The sequence below is a fragment of the Pseudarthrobacter ribosi genome (assembly GCF_055412865.1).
Genome location: NZ_JBVAYZ010000009.1, coordinates 97,866 through 115,516 on the forward strand (window position 1 = coordinate 97,866; position 17,651 = coordinate 115,516).

Below are 17,651 nucleotides of genomic sequence, written 5' to 3' on the forward strand. Positions count from 1 at the left end.
AAACCTTCCGTAACAGATAGGGACACCCGGCAGTGTACGAACTCGAAAATGTCCTCCGGCCGTATGCCTGGGGTTCCACGACCGCCATCGCCGGGCTCCTCGGCCGGGTGGCGTCCGGCGGGCCGGAGGCGGAGCTGTGGATCGGCGCGCACCCGGACTCCCCCTCGGTGGCGCTCAGTCCGGCCGGCGCCGGATCGACGGGCGCTCACGCCGCGGTGGCGGACGACGGCGGACGGCGTGCCCTGGATGCGCTGATCGCGGAGGATCCGGAGCACCATCTGGGCGGCGGCAGCGTGGCAGAATTCGGCCCCCGGCTTCCCTTCCTGCTCAAGGTCCTGGCCGCCGACAGCCCCCTCTCCCTGCAGGTGCACCCGACCCTCGAGCAGGCCCGGGCAGGGTTCGCCCGCGAGGAGGCCGCCGGAGTCGACCGCGCGGCGGCGGAACGCAATTACAAGGACGCCTTCCACAAGCCGGAGATGATCCTGGCGCTGACACCGTTCGAGGCGCTGTGCGGCTTCCGGCCGGCGGCGGACTCCCGCGCCGTTTTGCAGGTGCTGGTGGCCGATTTTGAGCTGGCCGGCCTGGAACTGCCGCCGCTCGTCCCACTGCTGCTCGAGGACCTGGCGCAGCACGATGAACCCACGGCCCTCCGCTCGGCCTTCAATCGGCTGATCTCCGGCGGCGAGGACGTCGCCGCGGCGACGGCCGCGATTGTGGCAGCGCTGATCTCCGGCGCCCCGACGGCGCCCTACCAGGCGGAGCTTTCCACCGTCGTCACGCTCGATGCCCAGTACCCGGGCGATCCGGGTGTGCTGATTTCACTGCTGCTCAACCGGATCTCGCTGGCGCCGGGCGAGGCGGTCTACCTGCCGGCCGGCAACGTCCACGCCTATCTGCACGGCCTCGGCGTCGAGGTCATGGCTTCCTCGGACAACGTCCTGCGCGGCGGGCTGACCCCGAAGTTCATCGACGTGCCCGAACTACTCCGCACCGTCTCCTTCGAGGCCGTCGGCGTGCCGATGCTGAGCCCCGAAACCACCATGCTGGGACAGGAGGTCTTCCGGCCGCCGTTCCGGGAATTCCAGCTGCAGCGCGTCGAGCTCGAGCCCGGCGCGGGGCCCGTTCCGCTGGCGCAGTCGGGGGCGGCGGTCATTCTCGTGGTCTCCGGTTCCGTGCTCCTGGACTCCCCCAAAGGTGAACTGCGGCTGGAGCGCGGCGCGAGCGCCTTCCTGCCCGCGGCCGAGGCGCCGGTCAATGCACACGCCGCCGCCGGCGCCACCGGGACCGCCCTGGCCTTTGCCGTCACCACTGCCCTGAAAGCCTGAGACCGTGGACCACTTCCTGCAGAGCCCCGCGTGGGCCGGCTTCCAACGCGACCTGGGACGCACCGTGCATGAGCGCTCGGGACCCGGCTGGAGCTTCCTGGCCATCGAGGAGAGCAACCCGGCGGGGAAACTGCTCTACGCACCCTACGGACCGGTGGCCGCTTCGCTGGCCGCGCTCGACGCCGCCCTGGCGGCTCTAACGGAGCTGGCCCGCGGCTGCGGTGCGGTGTTTGTCCGCATTGAACCGGTCGACGCCGGCTTCGCGGCCGCCGACGCCGATGCTGTCCTGCGCACGCGCGGCCTCCGGCCGGCCCCGGCCAACCAGCAGCCGGAGCTCACCTGGGTCGTGGACCTGGACCGGGACTTCAAGGACGTCCTGGCGGAGATGAAGCCGGTGAACCGCAACCTGTACCGGAACATCCACAAGAAAGGCGTGACGTTCCGCTCCAGCCAGGACCCGGCGGAGATTTCGATCCTGCTGGGATTCCTGCACCTGACGGCGGCGCGCAGCGGTTTCAAGCCGCAGAGCGACGACTATCTCGACCAGGTCGCCCGCTCCCTGATGCCGGCCGGTGCCGCGACACTCTTCATCGCCGAACTTGGGGGCGAGCCAATTGCGGCTGCCCTCGCATACGACTCCGCGGACACCCGCACCTATGCCCACGCCGCGCTGGATGACGCGCACCGCAAGCTCAGCGCCGGGATTCCGCTGCTGGTCACCCTGATGGCCGATGCCAAGGACAGGGGCCTGAAGCACGTGGATCTCTGGGGCGTGGCGCCGGCGGACGACCCCGACCACAAGTGGGCGGGATTCACGTCCTTCAAGAAGTCCTTCGGCGGGCGCGAGGTCGCATATCCCGGAACCTGGGACCTGCCGGTGCGCACGGTGCGCTACAACGGATACCAGCTGGCCAGGAAGAGCGCGCACGCCGCCCGCCGCGGCGTGGCGGCGGCCCGGAAGCTGCCCGTCCGGCTGCGCGGCGCGCTCCGCCGCTAGCACTCCCCACCGGACATGTCCCGCGTCCGCCCCGGCGAGTGGACATAAACCCACTATGTCCACTCCCGGGCCTCAGCACGGGGCATGTCCCTCGGTGGGGCGGCGCAACCCCGGGCCTCAGCACTGGACATGTCCCGCGTTAGCCCCCGCGGGTGGACATAGACCCACTATGTCCACTCCCGGGCCTCAGCACCGGGCATGTCCCCGGTGGCAGCGCAACCCCGGGCCTCAGCACGGGGCATGTCCCTCGGTGGGGCCTAGCGTGCGGCGGCGGCGGCTTTCTTCTGGGCCTCGTACGCGCTGGCGACCATGTCCTCCACGGAGTGCCGCATCTTCCAGTCCAGGTCGCGTGCGGCCAGGGAGCCGTCGGCCACGATCCGGTCCGGGTCACCCGCCCGGCGGGGCCCGATTTCCGGGTCGAAGTCGATGCCGGTAACCGTGGCCATCGCCGTCATGATCTGGCGGACGGAGAGCCCGTCGCCGGACCCGAGGTTGTAGACGCGCTCCAGCGGCCTGCCGGCGGCGAGGGCCCGGGCGGCCGCGACGTGGGAGGTCGCCAGGTCGGCAACATGCACGTAGTCGCGCACGCAGGTGCCGTCGGCGGTGTTGTAGTCGGTGCCGTTGATGCGGGGGGTCTTCCCCGCGGTCAGTGCGCGGAGCACGATCGGGAAGAGGTTGTGCGGGCTCGTGTCGTAGAGTTCGGGTGAGCCGGAGCCGACGACGTTGAAGTAGCGCAGCGAGGTGTGCTTCAGTCCCCGCGCCCGGCCCTGGTCGCGGATCAGCCATTCGCCGATTAGTTTGCTCTCGCCGTAGGGGGATTCCGGCTGGGTCGGGGTGACTTCCGTGACGATGTCCCCGGTGGGGGTGCCGTACGTCGCGGCGGAGGAGGAGAAGACCAGCTTGTCGACCTCGGCGAGTTCCATGGCCTTCAGCAGTTCGGCTGTGCCGGTGACGTTCTGCTCGTAGGTCAGCAGCGGCTCCTGGACCGAAACGCCGGCGTATTTGAAGCCGGCGAGGTGGATCACTCCGGTCACGCCGTGGTCCAGCATGGTGCGGGCCAGAAGTTCCGAGTCGAGGATGGTGCCGTGCACGAACGGAACATCGTCCGGGACGAATTCGCGGTGCCCGCTGGAGAGCGAATCAACCACCACCGCCTGCATCCCGGCCCCCCGCAAAGCGGAAACCACGTGAGAACCGATATATCCTGCGCCACCTGTTACGAGCCATGTCATGGTTCCACCCTACCCAATGCCGTGCCCGCCAGGCCGCTTGGAAACGGCGGATCCCGGGGCGCGATTCGCGCCCCGGGATCCGGGTGTCCTGATTTGGGCAGCTGCTAACCCTTGCGGGCGTAGCCTTCCCACTTGCTGGCCTGGTGCTCGCCATCCACAAAGCGGATGGTCCCGGACTTCGAGCGCATCACGATGGACTGGGTGAGGACCTTGTCCTTGGAGTAACGCACACCCTTGAGCAGGTCGCCGTCGGTGATGCCCGTGGCGGCGAAGTAGCAGTTGTCGCTGGAGACGAGGTCGTTGGTCGACAGCACCCGGTCCAGGTCATGGCCGGCGTCGATGGCCTTCTGCTTCTCCTCGTCGCTGGTGGGCCACAGTCGGCCCTGGATGACTCCACCGAGGGACTTGATGGCGCAGGCCGTGACGATGCCTTCCGGCGTTCCGCCGATGCCCATCAGGGCGTCGACGCCGGTGCCCGAGCGGGCCGCGGCGATGGCGCCGGCGACATCGCCGTCCATGATGAACTTGGTCCGCGCGCCGGCCTCGCGGATCTCTTCAACGAGCCCACGGTGGCGGTCCCGGTCCAGGATCATCACGTTGAGCTGGTTGACCTTGACGCCCTTGGCCTTGGCGATCAGGTGCAGGTTCTGCTTGACGGGCAGGCGCAGGTCCACCATGTCGGCGGCTTCCGGTCCGGTGACGAGCTTCTCCATGTAGAACACCGCGGAGGGGTCAAACATGGAACCGCGTTCCGCGACGGCAAGGACGGCGAGGGCGTTGTTGATGCCGAGGGCAGCGAGGCGCGTTCCGTCGATCGGGTCGACGGCGACGTCGCACTCGGGGCCGGTGCCGTCACCAACATTCTCGCCGTTGAAGAGCATCGGCGCTTCGTCCTTCTCGCCTTCGCCGATCACGACAACACCGTTGAAGTGGACGGTCTGCAGGAAGGAACGCATGGCGTCGACGGCGGCGCCGTCGGCCTTGTTCTTGTCCCCGAACCCAACCCAGTGGCCGCCGGCGATGGCGGCGGCTTCGGTGACGCGGACCAGTTCCAGAGCAAGGTTGCGGCCCGGCTCGTCGATGCCGACGGCGAGAGACGGCGAAAGCGTGGAGTATTTCTGGGTCATTGGCGGTGGTGTCACGTGAACCTCTTCTTCGAGTGGCGATCATTGAAGCCGTGCGGACAGGATCGATCCGTAGCGGTGATCCCTAGTTTGTGATCTCGTCTGATACTGATCATAGTCGCGGTGGAAAGCTGCGGCTTGGATTGACCATTCCGTGAACAGCACGCCCCCGGCCCGCCCGGCACCGCCGAATGTGAGATCAGCCCGGAATGGGCGACTATAGAGGGGTGAGTGAATTGCAGGAAACGCCCCCCGCAGCCCCCGCCTCCCCCGCCGGCACCGCCGGCCGGGAAGCACCCGGCGCCGCCGGGCAGCCGCCCGTCAAGCCCGTATTGAGCGCCGGTGCGGCGAAGCGTGCGAACGCCTCGGTGATCGGCATGATCATTGCGCTGGTCCTGAGCATCGCCGCGTTCCTGCCCATCGTCCTGATGAACCCTTCGCCCAAGACCGGCGGCTACCGGCCGAACGTCGACGTCAGCGCCGTGGCGCAGAATGCCACCGATGTGGCGGGATTCACACCGGCCGCCCCCGATACCGGCGACACATTCCGCGCAAATTACGCCCGCTGGGAATCCGGGACGGGCAGCGGAGTCCCGACCTGGGAGGTCGGCTACCTCACCCCGAAGGAATCCTTCATCGGCCTGGTGCAGACGCGGCAGCCCAATCCCACCTGGCTGCTGCAGCAGGTGAAGAGCGCGCCCGTGACCGGCACCCGCAACGCCGGCGGACGCGACTGGGAGCTCCGCGACACCGGCAAGGGCGAGAAGAGCATGGTGCTTGCCGATGCCGCCGGCACCACCGTGATTCTGAGCGGATCCGCCCAACTGGACGAATTCACGGTGCTGGCAGCAGCGGTGGTCAAGGACCTTGCGGCCAAGTCCGGCACGGCCGGCACCGTGTCACCGGGGAGCACCGCGGATGCAACAATTTCACCTTCCCCCGTCCCTTCGCCGTAAAGTACTCCCGTGGCCACTTATCTCACCCCCGCCCTTGCCTGGCGCCGTCTCCGCGAGGGCAACGAGCGCTTTGTTTCCGGCAAATCGTCCCATCCCAACCAGGACGCGTCCCGCCGCTCCTCGCTCGTGGAGAACCAGCACCCCTTCGCGGTGATCTTCGGCTGCTCGGATTCCCGGCTCGCTGCCGAGATCATCTTCGACCTGGGCCTCGGCGACGCCTTTGTGGTCCGCACGGCCGGCCAGGTGATCGACGACGCCGTCCTCGGCTCACTCGAATACAGCGTCAGCGTCCTGGGCGTGCCGCTGATCGTGGTCCTCGGGCACGACAGCTGCGGCGCGGTCACGGCCACCAAAAAAGCCGTCGAGACCGGGCAGATGCCCGTGGGCTTCATGCGCAGCCTCGTCGAGCGCATCACCCCCTCGGTGTTGACCTCGCTGCGCCACAACCAGAACGACGTCAACGACATGGTGGTGGAGAACGTCAAACAGACGTCGCAGCGGCTCGTGGACAGTTCGCGGGTGATTTCCGATGCGGTCGAGGGCGGCCGGGCAGCCGTGATCGGCCTCGCCTACAGCCTCGCCGACGGCAGGGCGGACCTCGTTTCCGGAATCGGCGAGCTCTAGGTTCCTGCCACACCCGGTAGCAAGCCCTTCACGGTTTTCGATGCGACGCCTCCGCCCAATAAGCTAGCCCCATGACTTCCACAGAAGAGTTGAACACCGAAGAGTTCCGCATTGAACACGACACGATGGGCGAGGTCCGGGTCCCCGTGAACGCCCTGTACCGTGCCCAGACGCAGCGTGCCGTCGAAAATTTCCCGATCTCCGGCAAAACCCTGGAGCGCGCCCACATCGAAGCCCTCGCCCGGGTCAAGAAGGCCGCCGCGCAGGCCAACGCGGAACTGGGAGTGCTCGACGGCGAGCTCGCCCAGGCGATCGCGGACGCCGCCGATGAGGTCGCCACCGGAAAGTACGACGGCGACTTCCCGATCGACGTGTTCCAGACCGGCTCCGGCACCTCGTCCAACATGAACACCAACGAGGTCCTTGCCGAACTGGCGACCCGCGCGCTCAAGGCCGCCGGCAGCGACAAGGTGGTCCACCCCAATGACCACGTCAACGCCTCGCAGTCCTCCAACGACGTTTTCCCCACCTCGGTCCACGTGGCCGCCACGTCCGCGCTGATCAACGACCTGATCCCGGCGCTGGGCTACCTCGCGGAGTCCCTGGAGCGCAAGGCCGTCGAGTTCAAGGACGTCGTGAAGTCCGGCCGCACCCACCTCATGGATGCCACCCCGGTGACGCTGGGCCAGGAGTTCGGCGGCTACGCCGCTCAGGTCCGCTACGGCGTCGAGCGCATCAACGCCTCGCTGCCCCGCGTCGCTGAGGTTCCGCTCGGCGGCACGGCGGTCGGCACCGGCATCAACACCCCCGCCGGGTTCCCGGAGCGCGTCATCGAACTGCTCGCCGCCGACACCGGGCTGCCGCTGACCGAGGCCCGCGACCACTTCGAGGCGCAGGCCAACCGTGACGGCCTGATCGAGGCCTCGAGCCAGCTCCGCAACATCGCGATCTCCTTCATGAAGATCAACAACGACCTGCGCTGGATGGGTTCCGGCCCCAACACCGGCCTCGGCGAAATCGCGATCCCGGACCTGCAGCCGGGCTCCTCGATCATGCCCGGCAAGGTCAACCCGGTGATCTGCGAGGCGTCCATCATGGTCTGCGCCCAGGTCATCGGCAACGACACCGCCATCGCCTGGTCCGGCACCAACGGCGCCTTCGAGCTCAACGTCGGCATCCCCGTGATGGCCGCCAACCTGCTCGAATCCGTGCGCCTGCTGGCCAACACCAGCCGCGTCATGGCCGACAAGATGATCGACGGCATCACCGCGAACGTCGAACGCGCCCGCTACCTGGCCGAGGCTTCCCCATCGATCGTCACGCCGCTGAACAAGTTCATCGGCTACGAGAACGCCGCCAAGATCGCCAAGAAGGCCGTGGCCGAGGGCCTCACCATCCGCGAAACCGTGGTGGCGATGGGATTCCTGGAACGCGGCGAACTGACCGAGGAGCAGCTGGACACGGCCCTGGACGTTATGTCCATGACCCGTCCGCCGCACAAGGCCTAACACCCGCGCGGCTGTCGCGCCTCCGGGCCGCGGCAGCGTCCGACGGCGGCCGGCGCCTTTCCAGCGAAAGGCGCCGGCCGCCGTTGTTTGTCTAGCCGGGACCTGCTTAGCGCGGCGGAACGCCTCCCCCGGCGGCCCGCCGCTCCTCGGCGGTGTAGGCCGCGGCGGCGGCGGCGTCCGCCATGCTGGCTCCGGCCATCCGGGCCTCCCGCAGCCTGCGGGTCTTGGCCGACTGCCCGGAAAAAGCCGCGTCCACGTTGCCGGCCGCGTACGTGAGCGCGTCTTCGGCCCGGATGCCGAGCCCTTCCGCCGTCAGCACGGCATCCTGATTGGCGCCCAGGTAGGTGAACTGCCAGCCCCACTGGCTCTGCTGCTGCTCCACGAGGGCTTTCACCACGGGGCCGGTCGCCTCCCTGGAGGCGTTCTCGTGCCCGTCGGTCAGCACTGCCACCAGCACCGTGCCCGGGCGCTGCTCTTCGGGGAGGGCGGCCAGTTCCTCCCCGGCCTCCCCGATCAGCCGGATCATGGCGTCGTGCAGGGCGGTGGAGCCGCGCGGCTGCAGGTCCAGCGGCGGTACATCCCGGATGTCCACGGCGGCGTAGACCCGGTCGTAGACGTCGTCGAACTGCGCCAGGGACAGCCGGCAGCGGCCAGGAACCGACTGCTGCTCCCGGACAAACGCGGCAAATCCGCCCACGGTGTCGTCGGCAATGGCACTCATGGATCCGGAGCGGTCCAGCAGGACGTACACGTGCGTCAGAGCGGAATCTGTCATGTTTCCCCATTTCCGGTCCGGGCGCACCCGGACCAACCTTCCCAGCGGCTGGCTGGACAGAAGCAGGCTATGGCGGGGCACCGACAAAAAAGCAGCGAAACCACACCTTCGGCAAGTTTTTGCACTTTTTGGCACCCAGGCGATCGTCAACGCCCGTCAGGCCGGCAGGAGCACCATGGCCGCGGCCGTGCCGGCCAGCATGAACGGCCCGAACGGGATGCTCGATTTCAGCGTTCCCTGCCGCGAAACCAGCAGAGCCAGGCTCCACAATCCGCCCAAGAGGAAGGCCGCGAAGGTCCCGGCAAACACGTGCGGCCAGCCGAGGAACCCCAGGTACATGCCGAGCACCCCTGCCAGCTTGACGTCGCCAAAGCCCATTCCCGGCGGATAGACCGCCCGCAGCAGGAAGTAGAAGAGCCACAGCGCCGCTCCCCCGGCCACCACGCGCAGCCCGGGCACCCCGAAGAGGCCTGCCCCGCCGTCGGGCAGGGCCGCCGCGGCCGGGGCTCCCGACACCGCGTGGACCGCCACCGCACCGAGCAGCAGCACGCCGGCGACGGCGTAGGCCGGGAAGACGATCCGGTCCGGCAGCAGATGGTGCCGGACGTCGATGACCGTGAGCCGGACGGCCACAACCGCCAGGTAGGCGCATGCCAGAAGCACCAGCCAGTAGGCCAGCGGGGTCACTTCGCCCAGTCCGCCGAGTCGTTGGATCACCCTCGGATGCTACTGGAATTTCCGGCGGCCAGGGCCGGGCCCGCGCGTAAACTGTGGATATGGCCGCATGGGACACCTCGAATCCGCGCTCGAACCCGCGCGGTCCGGGCACGCCCGGGGGGCCCGCGGAACAGGCGGCCGTCTTCCGGCACCTGTGCCGTTCTTCGCCGTGGAAGTGGCAGTCGCTGCGCTTCGAATATCTGGACCGGCCCCTCGCCGTTGATCCCGGCGGCACCGGAACAGCGCCGCCTCCGGATCTGGTCCGCGCGTGGCTGCGCCGCCCCGGCGCCCTGCGGCTGGAGACCGCGGACGGGCTGATCCTGCAAAGCACGACCGGCATCAACGATTCCCGTGACGTGTTCTATGTCCGCTCCACCAGGAAAACCTGGCTGTTGCCGCCCCACCTCGTCACCCCGGTCTATGACGACGGCGGCCTGGTCCGGCGCCGCCCCGAGGCAGCCTACGGCGAGCCCGGTTTCGGCAACGGCCGCTTCGCCGCCGCGCTGGACCCGGTGGAACTGGCCGGCAACGCCCCCGTGCCGCTCGAATTCCCCAACGCCAACGCCGTGGAGCTGGACGGCATCACCGAAGTGATGCACGAGGGCCGCCCCGCCCTGGAGGTCACCGTCACCCCGAACGCCGGTTACCGCCCCAGCCACCCCGGCGCGCCGCTGGCCCGCCCCGGCCGCACGCTGGTGAGGGTCGACGTCGGCACGGGCGTTTGCGTCGCCAGCCGCTGGCTGGAGGGTGGCCGGGCAACCCCCGCACCGGAAGGGAACGCGCCGGAAGGGTCCGGGCCGGAAGAGTACGGGCACTGGCTCCGGATCCTGGGCGTGGACGAGTACATGCTCGATGACCTGTTCCTCGCCGAGTCCATGAACCTCACGGACGTCCGCCGGCACATCAGCTGGGAACTCCCGGCCGGCTGACGGCGCGTGTGACTGGCCGGGCGCGGCCCGCGCCGCTAGGCTTCCCGGATGACTGAGTCCGCCCGCTATTGGCCGCCCTTTGGCCTTACCCTGACCACGCCCCGCCTGGAGCTGCGGCCCATCCGCGACGAGGAGATCCCCGCGGCGGTGGAGGCGGCGCTGAGCGGCATCCACGAACCCGGCCGCAGCCCCTTCAGCAGGCCGTGGGCGGAGGCTCCGGCCGGGGAGCTCGGACCGAATATGGCGCAGTGGTACTGGCGGTGCCGCGGGACCATGTCGCCGCAGGAATGGACCCTGCTGCTGGGCATCTGGCACGAGGGCGAGTTCATCGGCTGCCAGGATATCGAGGCGAAGGACTTCGCCACGCTCAGGACGGTCGGCACGGGTTCCTGGCTCAGGCAAAGCGTGCAGGGCCGGGGACTCGGCCAGGAGATGCGCGCCGCCGTCGCCCTCTACGCCTTCGACTGGCTTGGCGCGGAGGTAGCGGAGTCCGAGGCGGCCGTCTGGAACCAGCAGTCCCTCGGCGTCTCCCGTTCCCTGGGCTACGAACTCAACGGCATCACCCGCGTCAACTGGGGCGGCAAGCTCCACGAAGCCCAAAAAGTCCGACTCACCCCCGCCGCCTTCAACCGCCCCGACTGGCAACTCAACGTAGAAGGCCACGAAGGCACCGCGAAGTTCCTGGGGATCGTCCTGGAAGGTAACCAAGACGGAACGTGACCGGCGCAATCGCCGCGGCGCGGTCCTTCGCAAAGGAGCGCATCGCGGCGCAGCGGGCCCCGAAGGTCGCCCAGCGACCGTAGCGGGCCCGTTGCGCCGTGTCTAAGCGACGGCGAAGGGCCGCGTCCCGGCGAACCCGGACACGGCCCCTGCCACGGCGACTAGATCTCCGCCCCCTCGAGCAGCTCCGTCACCAGGGCCGCGATCGGCGAGCGCTCCGAGCGGGTGAGGGTGACGTGGCCGAAGAGGGGATGTCCCTTGAGAGTTTCGACGACGGCCGCAACGCCGTCGTGCCGGCCGACCCGGAGGTTGTCGCGCTGGGCGACGTCGTGGGTCAGGACGATCTTGGAGTTCTGTCCGATCCGGCTCATCACGGTGAGCAGCACGTTCTTCTCGAGCGACTGGGCCTCGTCCACGATCACGAAGGCGTCGTGCAGGGAGCGCCCCCGGATGTGCGTCAGCGGCATCACCTCGAGCATGCCGCGGTCCATCACTTCCTCCACGACCTCCTGGCTGACTAGGGCGCCGAGCGTGTCGAAGACGGCCTGCGCCCAGGGGTTCATTTTCTCCGCCTCGGAACCGGGCAGGTAGCCGAGCTCCTGCCCGCCCACCGCGTAGAGCGGCCGGAAGACGATCACCTTGCGGTGCTCCCGCCGCTCCAGCACGGCCTCCAGCCCGGCGCACAGGGCCAACGCGGACTTACCCGTGCCGGCTCGCCCGCCAAGGGACACAATCCCAACGGAGGGGTCCATCAGCAGGTCAATCGCCAGCCGCTGTTCGGCCGAGCGCCCGTGCAGCCCGAACACGTCGCGGTCACCCTTGACGAGCCGGACCTGCTTGTCGGCGCCCACCCTGCCCAGGGCAGATCCCCGCTGGGACAGGAGCACCAGCCCGGTGTTCGTCGGCATCTCGGCCGCCTCCGGGATGAAGACCGGCTCGTGTCCGTAGAGGGTTGAGACTTCCTCCTCACTCGCGTCGATTTCCGCGACGCCGGTCCAGCCCGAGTCCTTGACGAGTTCGTTGCGGTACTCGTCGGCCTGCAACCCCATGGCCGAGGCCTTGACGCGCATCGGCAGGTCCTTGGACACCACCGTGACGTCGCGGCCCGCGTTGGCGAGGTTCTTGGCGACGGCGAGGATGCGGCTGTCATTGTCCCCGCCGCGGAAGCCGGCGGGGAGCACGTCGGCGGAGATGTGGTTCAGCTCCACCATGAGGGTGCCGCCGTCGTGGCCGAGCGGGATGGGGCGGTCGAGCCCGTTGTGCTCGACCCTCAGGTCGTCGAGGAGCCTGAGCGCCTTGCGAGCGAAATAGCCGAGTTCGGGATCGTGGCGCTTGCCTTCGAGTTCGGTGATGACAACGATCGGCAGGATCACCTCGTGCTCCGCGAAGCGCAGCAGGGCCCGCGGGTCCGAGAGCAGCACCGAGGTGTCAATCACGAAGCTCCGGGCCGGTTCCTTGCTTGCTGTCCCTTCCCCGGAAACAGCAAAACCGGCTGCAGCGTCAATCTCCGCTGCACCGGTCTTTGAGGTGGCTCGCTTGGCGCGAGAGGTAGCTTTCTGTCCCTGGTCGGTCACGACGTCGGGCAGTTGTTCAGAAATAGCCACATCGACTCCAGCCCCGGGGCGCATGCCCGGAATTGTTATTGGTGAGGCGGCTCGGCCTTGAGGCCGGACGCGGCCTCCCATACACCCGGTGCGAACTTCCGCTCCATGTACTGGCCTCCCCGAACAGCCGGCGGTTTGCCTGCTGATGGGATTAACGTACGTCCGGGGTGCGACGTTTCAGCGCCAATTTGTCGGCGATTCTTGTTGCCAACGTGTGAACACCGGATGTCGCGTCAGGAGCCGTAACGGCGCTGCCTGCCGGCGTAGTCGCGGAGGGCCCGGAGGAAGTCCACTTTCCGGAAGGCCGGCCACAGGGCCTCGCAGAAATAGAACTCGCTGTAGGCGCTTTGCCACATCAGGAAACCGGAGAGCCGCTGCTCCCCGGAGGTGCGGATCACCAGGTCCGGATCGGGCTGGCCGCGGGTGTAGAGGAAGCGCGAGATGTCGTCGACGCTCAGCTCGTCGGCCAGTTTCCCGATGTCCGTGCCGCGGGCGACGGCGTCGTGCAGCAGTTCGCGGACGGCGTCGACGATTTCGCGGCGTCCGCCATAACCGACGGCGACGTTGACATGGAGTTTCTCACGCGCCGGGGTGCGGGCCGTGAGCCGGTTGAGCCGGGCGGCGAGGTAGCCGGGCAGCAGTTCCGGGGCACCCATGGCATGGACCGAGATTTCGGCGTCCTCGTCCAGCCTGTCCAGCGTGTTGGCGATGATCCCCATGAGCAGGTCGAGTTCCTCGCCCGAGCGGCTCATGTTGTCCGTGGAGAGCATGTAGAGGGTGACGACCTTGACGCCGAGTTCCTGGCACCAGCCAAGGAATTCGTGGATCTTGTCGGCCCCGGCCTGGTGCCCCTGGCTGGTCGGGGCGTTGAACTGCCGGGCCCAGCGGCGGTTGCCGTCCACCATCACGCCGATGTGCCGGGGGATGCGTTCCGGGTCCAGGGACCGCTGGAGTTTGCGCTCGTAGAAGCCATAGAGGAACCCGGGCATTTCCATCCGGAGATTCACCTGGCTTCCTTGTACGACTGCAGTGCACATCCTAGGCTACCCGCCGGAGCACCGGCCGGGGCGCAGGGACGCTACGGTCTTGCCCTCCAGCTCCTGTTACCAGCGGGTAACTTACTGGGCCGTAGGTTATTATTGCGGCATGGAAAGCAACATCCCCGAGCCCCGGCCGGAGCAGCCTGCGGACCGACGGACCGGCCCGATGGACGACGCCGCGGTCCGGCTGGCGGAACTCCTGATGATCAAGCCGAAATGGCGCGGCTGGATCCACACCGTGACGGCCCCGCTGGCGCTGGCCGCCGGGCTGGTGCTGGTGATCCTGGCCCCCACGCCGGACCTGAAGGTCGCCTGCGCCATTTACGCCTTCACCGGGGTCCTGCTCTTCGGCATCAGCGCCATCTACCACCGGGGCAACTGGTCCCCGGGCGTCAAGATCGTGCTGAAGCGGCTGGACCATACGAACATCATGCTGGTGATCGCCGGCAGCTACACGCCGCTGGCCTGGGCCCTCCTGGACCGGCCCAAGGCCGAACTGCTGTTGTGGGTGATCTGGTCCGGAGCCATCCTTGGCGTGCTGTTCCGGCTGCTGTGGACCGACGCCCCGCGCTGGCTGTACGTGCCGATCTACATCGCCCTGGGCTGCGGCGCGTTGTTCTACCTGCCGGAATTCTTTGCCGCCAATGTCGCCTCCGCCGTCCTGATCTGCGTGGGAGGTGCCCTCTACATCACCGGCGCCGTGTTCTACGCGTTGAAGAAGCCGAACATCAGCTACTCACACTTCGGTTTCCATGAGCTGTTCCATGCGCTCACGGTCTTTGCCTTCGCCGCGCACTACATCGCGATTGCCATCGCCGTCCTGAGCTGATTTCCCGCTTCGCAAAGACGGTTCGTCAGGGCCGCCCCGCCGAGATGAGGGCGGGCAACTGACGCATGTCGTGGAACACGGTGGTGCCGGGACCGGCCAGCCGCTCCGCCGGGGTCACGCCGCCGGCATAAGCGAAGACGTGCATCCCGGCGGACCGGGCCGCCTGGACGCCGTGGGCGCTGTCTTCGACGACCGCGCAGCGCTCCGGGGCGGCGCCGAGCGTCCCGGCGGCATGCAGGAACAGGTCCGGGGCCGGTTTCCCGTCGGCGACTTCCGTTGCGCTGAAGATCCGGCCCTCGAAGCGGTGCAGCAGGCCGGTCTGCCCCAGCGTCCGCCGCATTTTGGCGTGGGTTCCGCTGGAGGCCACGCAGTGCGGGAGCAGGATCCCGTCCAGGGCCTCCACGACGCCGTCCACCGCCACCAGCCCGCGCTCGAAGGCCGCCCGGTACCAGGGATCGTATTTCCGGTCCCAGCCCTCGCCCAGTTCGATGCCCAACTGTTCCCCGATCGCGGCGACGAAGTCCGCCTCGGACCTGCCCACGAAGCGCTCCACGATCTCCTCCAGCTCCAGCTCCCACCCGAGGTCGGCGAGCACCAGCTGGTCCACCCGGACGGCGATCACCTCGGAATCGACCAGGACGCCGTCGCAGTCGAAAACCACGAGCTCGAAACCGTGAAAAGTCATCCCGCCATGGTAGCCAGGCGCTCCCGCAGCTGGCCGGAAGAACGCACCGGTAGCCCGCAGACCATGCCGCGGCACAGATAGACCAGGGGCACGCCGTCGGGGGCAGCCCCGCGCCCCCGCAGCAGGGGCACCACGGCGGCGTCGTCCTGGACAGCATTCCCGGCAGGGGCTTCCTGCAATGCGATCACCAGCCCGGGGCTCGGCGAGAGCAACAGCTCGCGGTGCAGCGCCGCCCGCTCCGGCGTGTCCGGCCCGACGACGGCGGCCTCCACCGGGCCGGCGAACGCCGCCTGCGCCGTCGCGAGCAGCCAGCCGGCCACCCGTGGCGCGCGGGCGGCCAGCGGCGGCAGCAGCGAAAGGATGTTGCCGGCGAGGGCGCGGTGCTCCTGGGAGCCGGAGAGCGCCGAGCAGGACAGCAGCGCGCCGGCGAAGGCGGCCGCCCCGCTCGGCGTGGCGGCGTCGAACAGCTCCAGCGGCGCAAGTCCGGCCTGGGCGTTGGCGACCTGGTCCGACTCCCCCGCGGTGTCCCGCAGCCCACCGTCCGTGGTGAACCGGGCACAGGCTGCGGCCAGGATGTCCTCCGCCAGCCGGTACCAGTGTGTCCGGCCGGTGACGGCGTAGAGCGCGATCAGGCCCTCGACGCAGAAGGCGTAGTCCTCCAGCAGCCCGCCGATTCCCCGCGCGACACCGGCATGGGAAACCCGGATGAGGGTGCCGGGTTCACCGCCGGCGCCGGGCCGCCAGTGCACCCGTTGGAGGTATGCAGCGATGCGGCCGGCCGCGGCCACCAGCCGAGGCTGGTCCAGCACCGCACCGGCCTCGGCCAGGGCCGCGACGGCCAGCCCGTTCCAGCCGGCCACCACCTTGTCGTCCCGGGCGGGCTGGGGACGGCGGGAACGCTCGGTGAGCAGCACCGGCCTCACCCGCTGCCACAGTTCCGCCTCGCCGGCGCTGGGGGCCCGGCCGGGGTGCAGCGGGGATCCGTCCGCGGTGACGGTGCCGCGGGCCCGGACGTTCATGAGCCGGGCGACGGCGGCGCCGTCGCCGGGTCCCAGGGCGGCTTCCAGCGCTGCGGGAGTCCACAGGTAGCTGGCGCCCTCGGCGTGGACGCCGTCCACCACGGTGTCGGCGTCGAGGGAGGAGGCCAGGGCCTCGGGAAGCTGCCCGTGCACCGCGCCGGGAGGCGGCACGTGGCCGGTTTCGTCCGTGCCCAGCCCCAGCGATGCCAGCATCCACCCGGCCGTGCGGCCGGCGACGTCGGCTGCCTCCGCGGCGGGGTAATCGGACGTGCCGCCAAGCCGGACCCAGTGGACGTAGACGCGCAGCAGCTGGGCGTTGTCGTAGAGCATTTTTTCGAAGTGCGGCACGGACCAGTCGCGCGTCACGGAGTACCGGGCGAAGCCGCCGTCGAGCTGGTCAAACAGGGCCGAGCGGGCCATCGCGGCGAGCGTCCGGCCCGCCAGGCCGCGGGCCTGCGCCGCGGTGTCGGCCCCGGCGTCCGGCGAAGCGGCGTCCGGTGAACGGACCGCGGCGTGCCGGATCAGGAATTCCAGGACCGCGGAGGGCGGGAACTTCGGCGCGGTGCCGAAGCCGCCACCGGCAGGGTCCTCGTCGGCCGCCAGCGCGTGCACGGCGTACGCCGGCAGGGACGGATCGAGGGGCTCCGGCGCACCGCCCAGCCGCACGGCGGCGCCGGGCTGCGCGGCGGCGAGGCCTCGGGCCAGGGTTGCGGCGTTCTGTTCCACGGCGTCGCGGCGCTCCCGCCAGGCGTCGGCCACGGCCTCCAGCACCTGACGGAAGGAGGGCCTGCCGGGCAGCGGCCGGGGCGGATAGTACGTCCCGGCATAAAAGGCCCGGCCGTCGGGGAGCAGGAAAACGGACATGGGCCAGCCGCCTTCACCGCTGATCGCCTGGGTCGCGGCCATGTAGACGGAGTCGACGTCGGGGCGCTCCTCACGGTCCACCTTCACGGCCACGAAATTGGCATTCAGGAAGGCCGCGGTGTCCCGGTCCTCAAACGATTCCCGGGCCATGACGTGGCACCAGTGGCAGGCCGCATAGCCGATCGAGAGGAACACCGGCACGTCGCGGGCGGCCGCGAAGGCAAAGGCCTCATCACCGAACGGGCGCCAGTGCACGGGGTTTCCGGCGTGCTGCCGAAGGTAGGCAGAGGGTTCTCCACCCAGGGCGTTGGCGGCCTCGGGGAAGGGCGGGCGGGTGCCGCGGTCAGCGGCTTCCGGGTCCTGCATCACCGTTGGCTTCCGGGCGGGTGGCGGGCTGGCCGGCGGGGTCCTGGGCCCGGGGGTTCCCCGCGCCCGTCCCGGCGGTCCGGGGATCACCCTCGAGGGAGGCTGCCTCCGCGGCAGCAGCGCGCTCCTCCTCCACCTGGGCGCGGTACCGGACGCGGCGGATGCGCCGGACCATGTCCACAATCAGCAGCGCCGTCAGCACCACGATGAAGGCGGTCAGCAGGAACCCCAGCAGGCCGGGCGTCACCTGGTCCTGGGACAGTCCGGGGCGCAGCGACGGCGTGGGGGTGGGCGCCGGGGTGGTTGCCAGGGCGAGGAGCAAGGAATGCACGGTTAG

Annotated in this window: 17 protein-coding genes; 8 read left to right on the forward strand and 9 right to left on the reverse strand. The window is 69.3% G+C overall.

Features of this window, described 5'->3' with window-relative positions:
• Positions 1-32: 32 nt before the first annotated feature.
• Complete coding sequence (gene manA / locus ACZYZ5_RS11590) at positions 33-1,325, forward strand: mannose-6-phosphate isomerase, class I (protein ID WP_463901871.1); 1,293 nt, start codon at positions 33-35, stop codon at positions 1,323-1,325.
• Positions 1,326-1,329: 4 nt separating this feature from the next.
• A complete protein-coding gene (locus ACZYZ5_RS11595; RefSeq protein WP_463901872.1) occupies positions 1,330-2,322 on the forward strand; it encodes a lipid II:glycine glycyltransferase FemX in 993 nt (330 codons plus the stop codon).
• Between the two features lie 257 nt (positions 2,323-2,579).
• Here the strand turns inward: ACZYZ5_RS11595 and galE are convergent, their stop codons facing one another.
• Positions 2,580-3,554 (reverse strand): UDP-glucose 4-epimerase GalE, encoded by a 975-nt coding sequence (gene galE, locus ACZYZ5_RS11600; RefSeq protein WP_463901873.1) that lies wholly within the window; start codon positions 3,552-3,554, stop codon positions 2,580-2,582.
• A 104-nt stretch (positions 3,555-3,658) separates the two neighbouring features.
• Positions 3,659-4,681 carry a class II fructose-bisphosphatase gene (gene glpX / locus ACZYZ5_RS11605; RefSeq protein WP_463901874.1) on the reverse strand — a complete coding sequence of 341 codons (1,023 nt, stop codon included), beginning with the start codon at positions 4,679-4,681 and terminating at the stop codon, positions 3,659-3,661.
• Between the two features lie 206 nt (positions 4,682-4,887).
• On the opposite strand from glpX, the gene ACZYZ5_RS11610 reads away from it, so the two are divergent.
• The 3 genes from ACZYZ5_RS11610 to ACZYZ5_RS11620 all read left to right on the forward strand — a co-directional run bounded on the left by ACZYZ5_RS11610 (position 4,888) and on the right by ACZYZ5_RS11620 (position 7,766).
• Positions 4,888-5,634 carry a DUF4245 domain-containing protein gene (locus ACZYZ5_RS11610; protein ID WP_463901875.1) on the forward strand — a complete coding sequence of 249 codons (747 nt, stop codon included), beginning with the start codon at positions 4,888-4,890 and terminating at the stop codon, positions 5,632-5,634.
• A gap of 9 nt (positions 5,635-5,643) precedes the next feature.
• Positions 5,644-6,258, forward strand: coding sequence for a carbonic anhydrase (locus ACZYZ5_RS11615; protein WP_463901876.1), 615 nt, complete (start codon positions 5,644-5,646; stop codon positions 6,256-6,258).
• Positions 6,259-6,329: 71 nt separating this feature from the next.
• Complete coding sequence (locus ACZYZ5_RS11620; protein WP_307459110.1) at positions 6,330-7,766, forward strand: class II fumarate hydratase; 1,437 nt, start codon at positions 6,330-6,332, stop codon at positions 7,764-7,766.
• 106 nt (positions 7,767-7,872) lie between these two features.
• On the opposite strand, the gene ACZYZ5_RS11625 is transcribed toward ACZYZ5_RS11620, so the two are convergent.
• Together ACZYZ5_RS11625 and ACZYZ5_RS11630 are read right to left on the reverse strand one after the other, a co-directional pair.
• Entirely contained in the window at positions 7,873-8,541 is a 669-nt protein-coding gene (locus ACZYZ5_RS11625; protein ID WP_463901877.1) for a VWA domain-containing protein, read from the reverse strand.
• Between the two features lie 156 nt (positions 8,542-8,697).
• Complete coding sequence (locus ACZYZ5_RS11630; protein ID WP_463901878.1) at positions 8,698-9,258, reverse strand: prepilin peptidase; 561 nt, start codon at positions 9,256-9,258, stop codon at positions 8,698-8,700.
• 59 nt (positions 9,259-9,317) lie between these two features.
• Between ACZYZ5_RS11630 and ACZYZ5_RS11635 the strand changes: the two genes are divergently transcribed.
• A complete protein-coding gene (locus tag ACZYZ5_RS11635) occupies positions 9,318-10,187 on the forward strand; it encodes a hypothetical protein (RefSeq protein ID WP_463901879.1) in 870 nt (289 codons plus the stop codon).
• 48 nt (positions 10,188-10,235) lie between these two features.
• A complete protein-coding gene (locus ACZYZ5_RS11640) occupies positions 10,236-10,907 on the forward strand; it encodes a GNAT family N-acetyltransferase (protein WP_463901880.1) in 672 nt (223 codons plus the stop codon).
• Positions 10,908-11,068: 161 nt separating this feature from the next.
• Here ACZYZ5_RS11640 and phoH2 read toward each other — a convergent pair whose 3' ends face one another.
• Entirely contained in the window at positions 11,069-12,511 is a 1,443-nt protein-coding gene (gene phoH2, locus ACZYZ5_RS11645) for an RNA 5'-3' helicase PhoH2 (RefSeq protein WP_463901881.1), read from the reverse strand.
• Positions 12,512-12,744: 233 nt separating this feature from the next.
• Positions 12,745-13,506 (reverse strand): isoprenyl transferase, encoded by a 762-nt coding sequence (locus tag ACZYZ5_RS11650; protein ID WP_463901912.1) that lies wholly within the window; start codon positions 13,504-13,506, stop codon positions 12,745-12,747.
• Between the two features lie 211 nt (positions 13,507-13,717).
• Here ACZYZ5_RS11650 and trhA point away from each other — a divergent pair, with 211 nt between their 5' ends.
• Positions 13,718-14,380 carry a PAQR family membrane homeostasis protein TrhA gene (gene trhA, locus ACZYZ5_RS11655; RefSeq protein WP_463901913.1) on the forward strand — a complete coding sequence of 221 codons (663 nt, stop codon included), beginning with the start codon at positions 13,718-13,720 and terminating at the stop codon, positions 14,378-14,380.
• A gap of 25 nt (positions 14,381-14,405) precedes the next feature.
• On the opposite strand, the gene ACZYZ5_RS11660 is transcribed toward trhA, so the two are convergent.
• From ACZYZ5_RS11660 to ACZYZ5_RS11670, 3 genes are read right to left on the reverse strand one after another with little or no spacing between them, the layout of a single operon-like run.
• Positions 14,406-15,065 carry an HAD family hydrolase gene (locus tag ACZYZ5_RS11660; RefSeq protein ID WP_463901882.1) on the reverse strand — a complete coding sequence of 220 codons (660 nt, stop codon included), beginning with the start codon at positions 15,063-15,065 and terminating at the stop codon, positions 14,406-14,408.
• Positions 15,062-17,314 (reverse strand): thioredoxin domain-containing protein, encoded by a 2,253-nt coding sequence (locus ACZYZ5_RS11665; protein WP_463901883.1) that lies wholly within the window; start codon positions 17,312-17,314, stop codon positions 15,062-15,064. The genes ACZYZ5_RS11660 and ACZYZ5_RS11665 overlap by 4 nt, the downstream gene beginning before the upstream one ends.
• Positions 17,292-17,645: a hypothetical protein gene (locus ACZYZ5_RS11670; RefSeq protein WP_463901884.1), complete on the reverse strand. Its 354-nt coding sequence runs from the start codon at positions 17,643-17,645 to the stop codon at positions 17,292-17,294. The genes ACZYZ5_RS11665 and ACZYZ5_RS11670 overlap by 23 nt, the downstream gene beginning before the upstream one ends.
• Positions 17,646-17,651 lie beyond the last annotated feature (6 nt).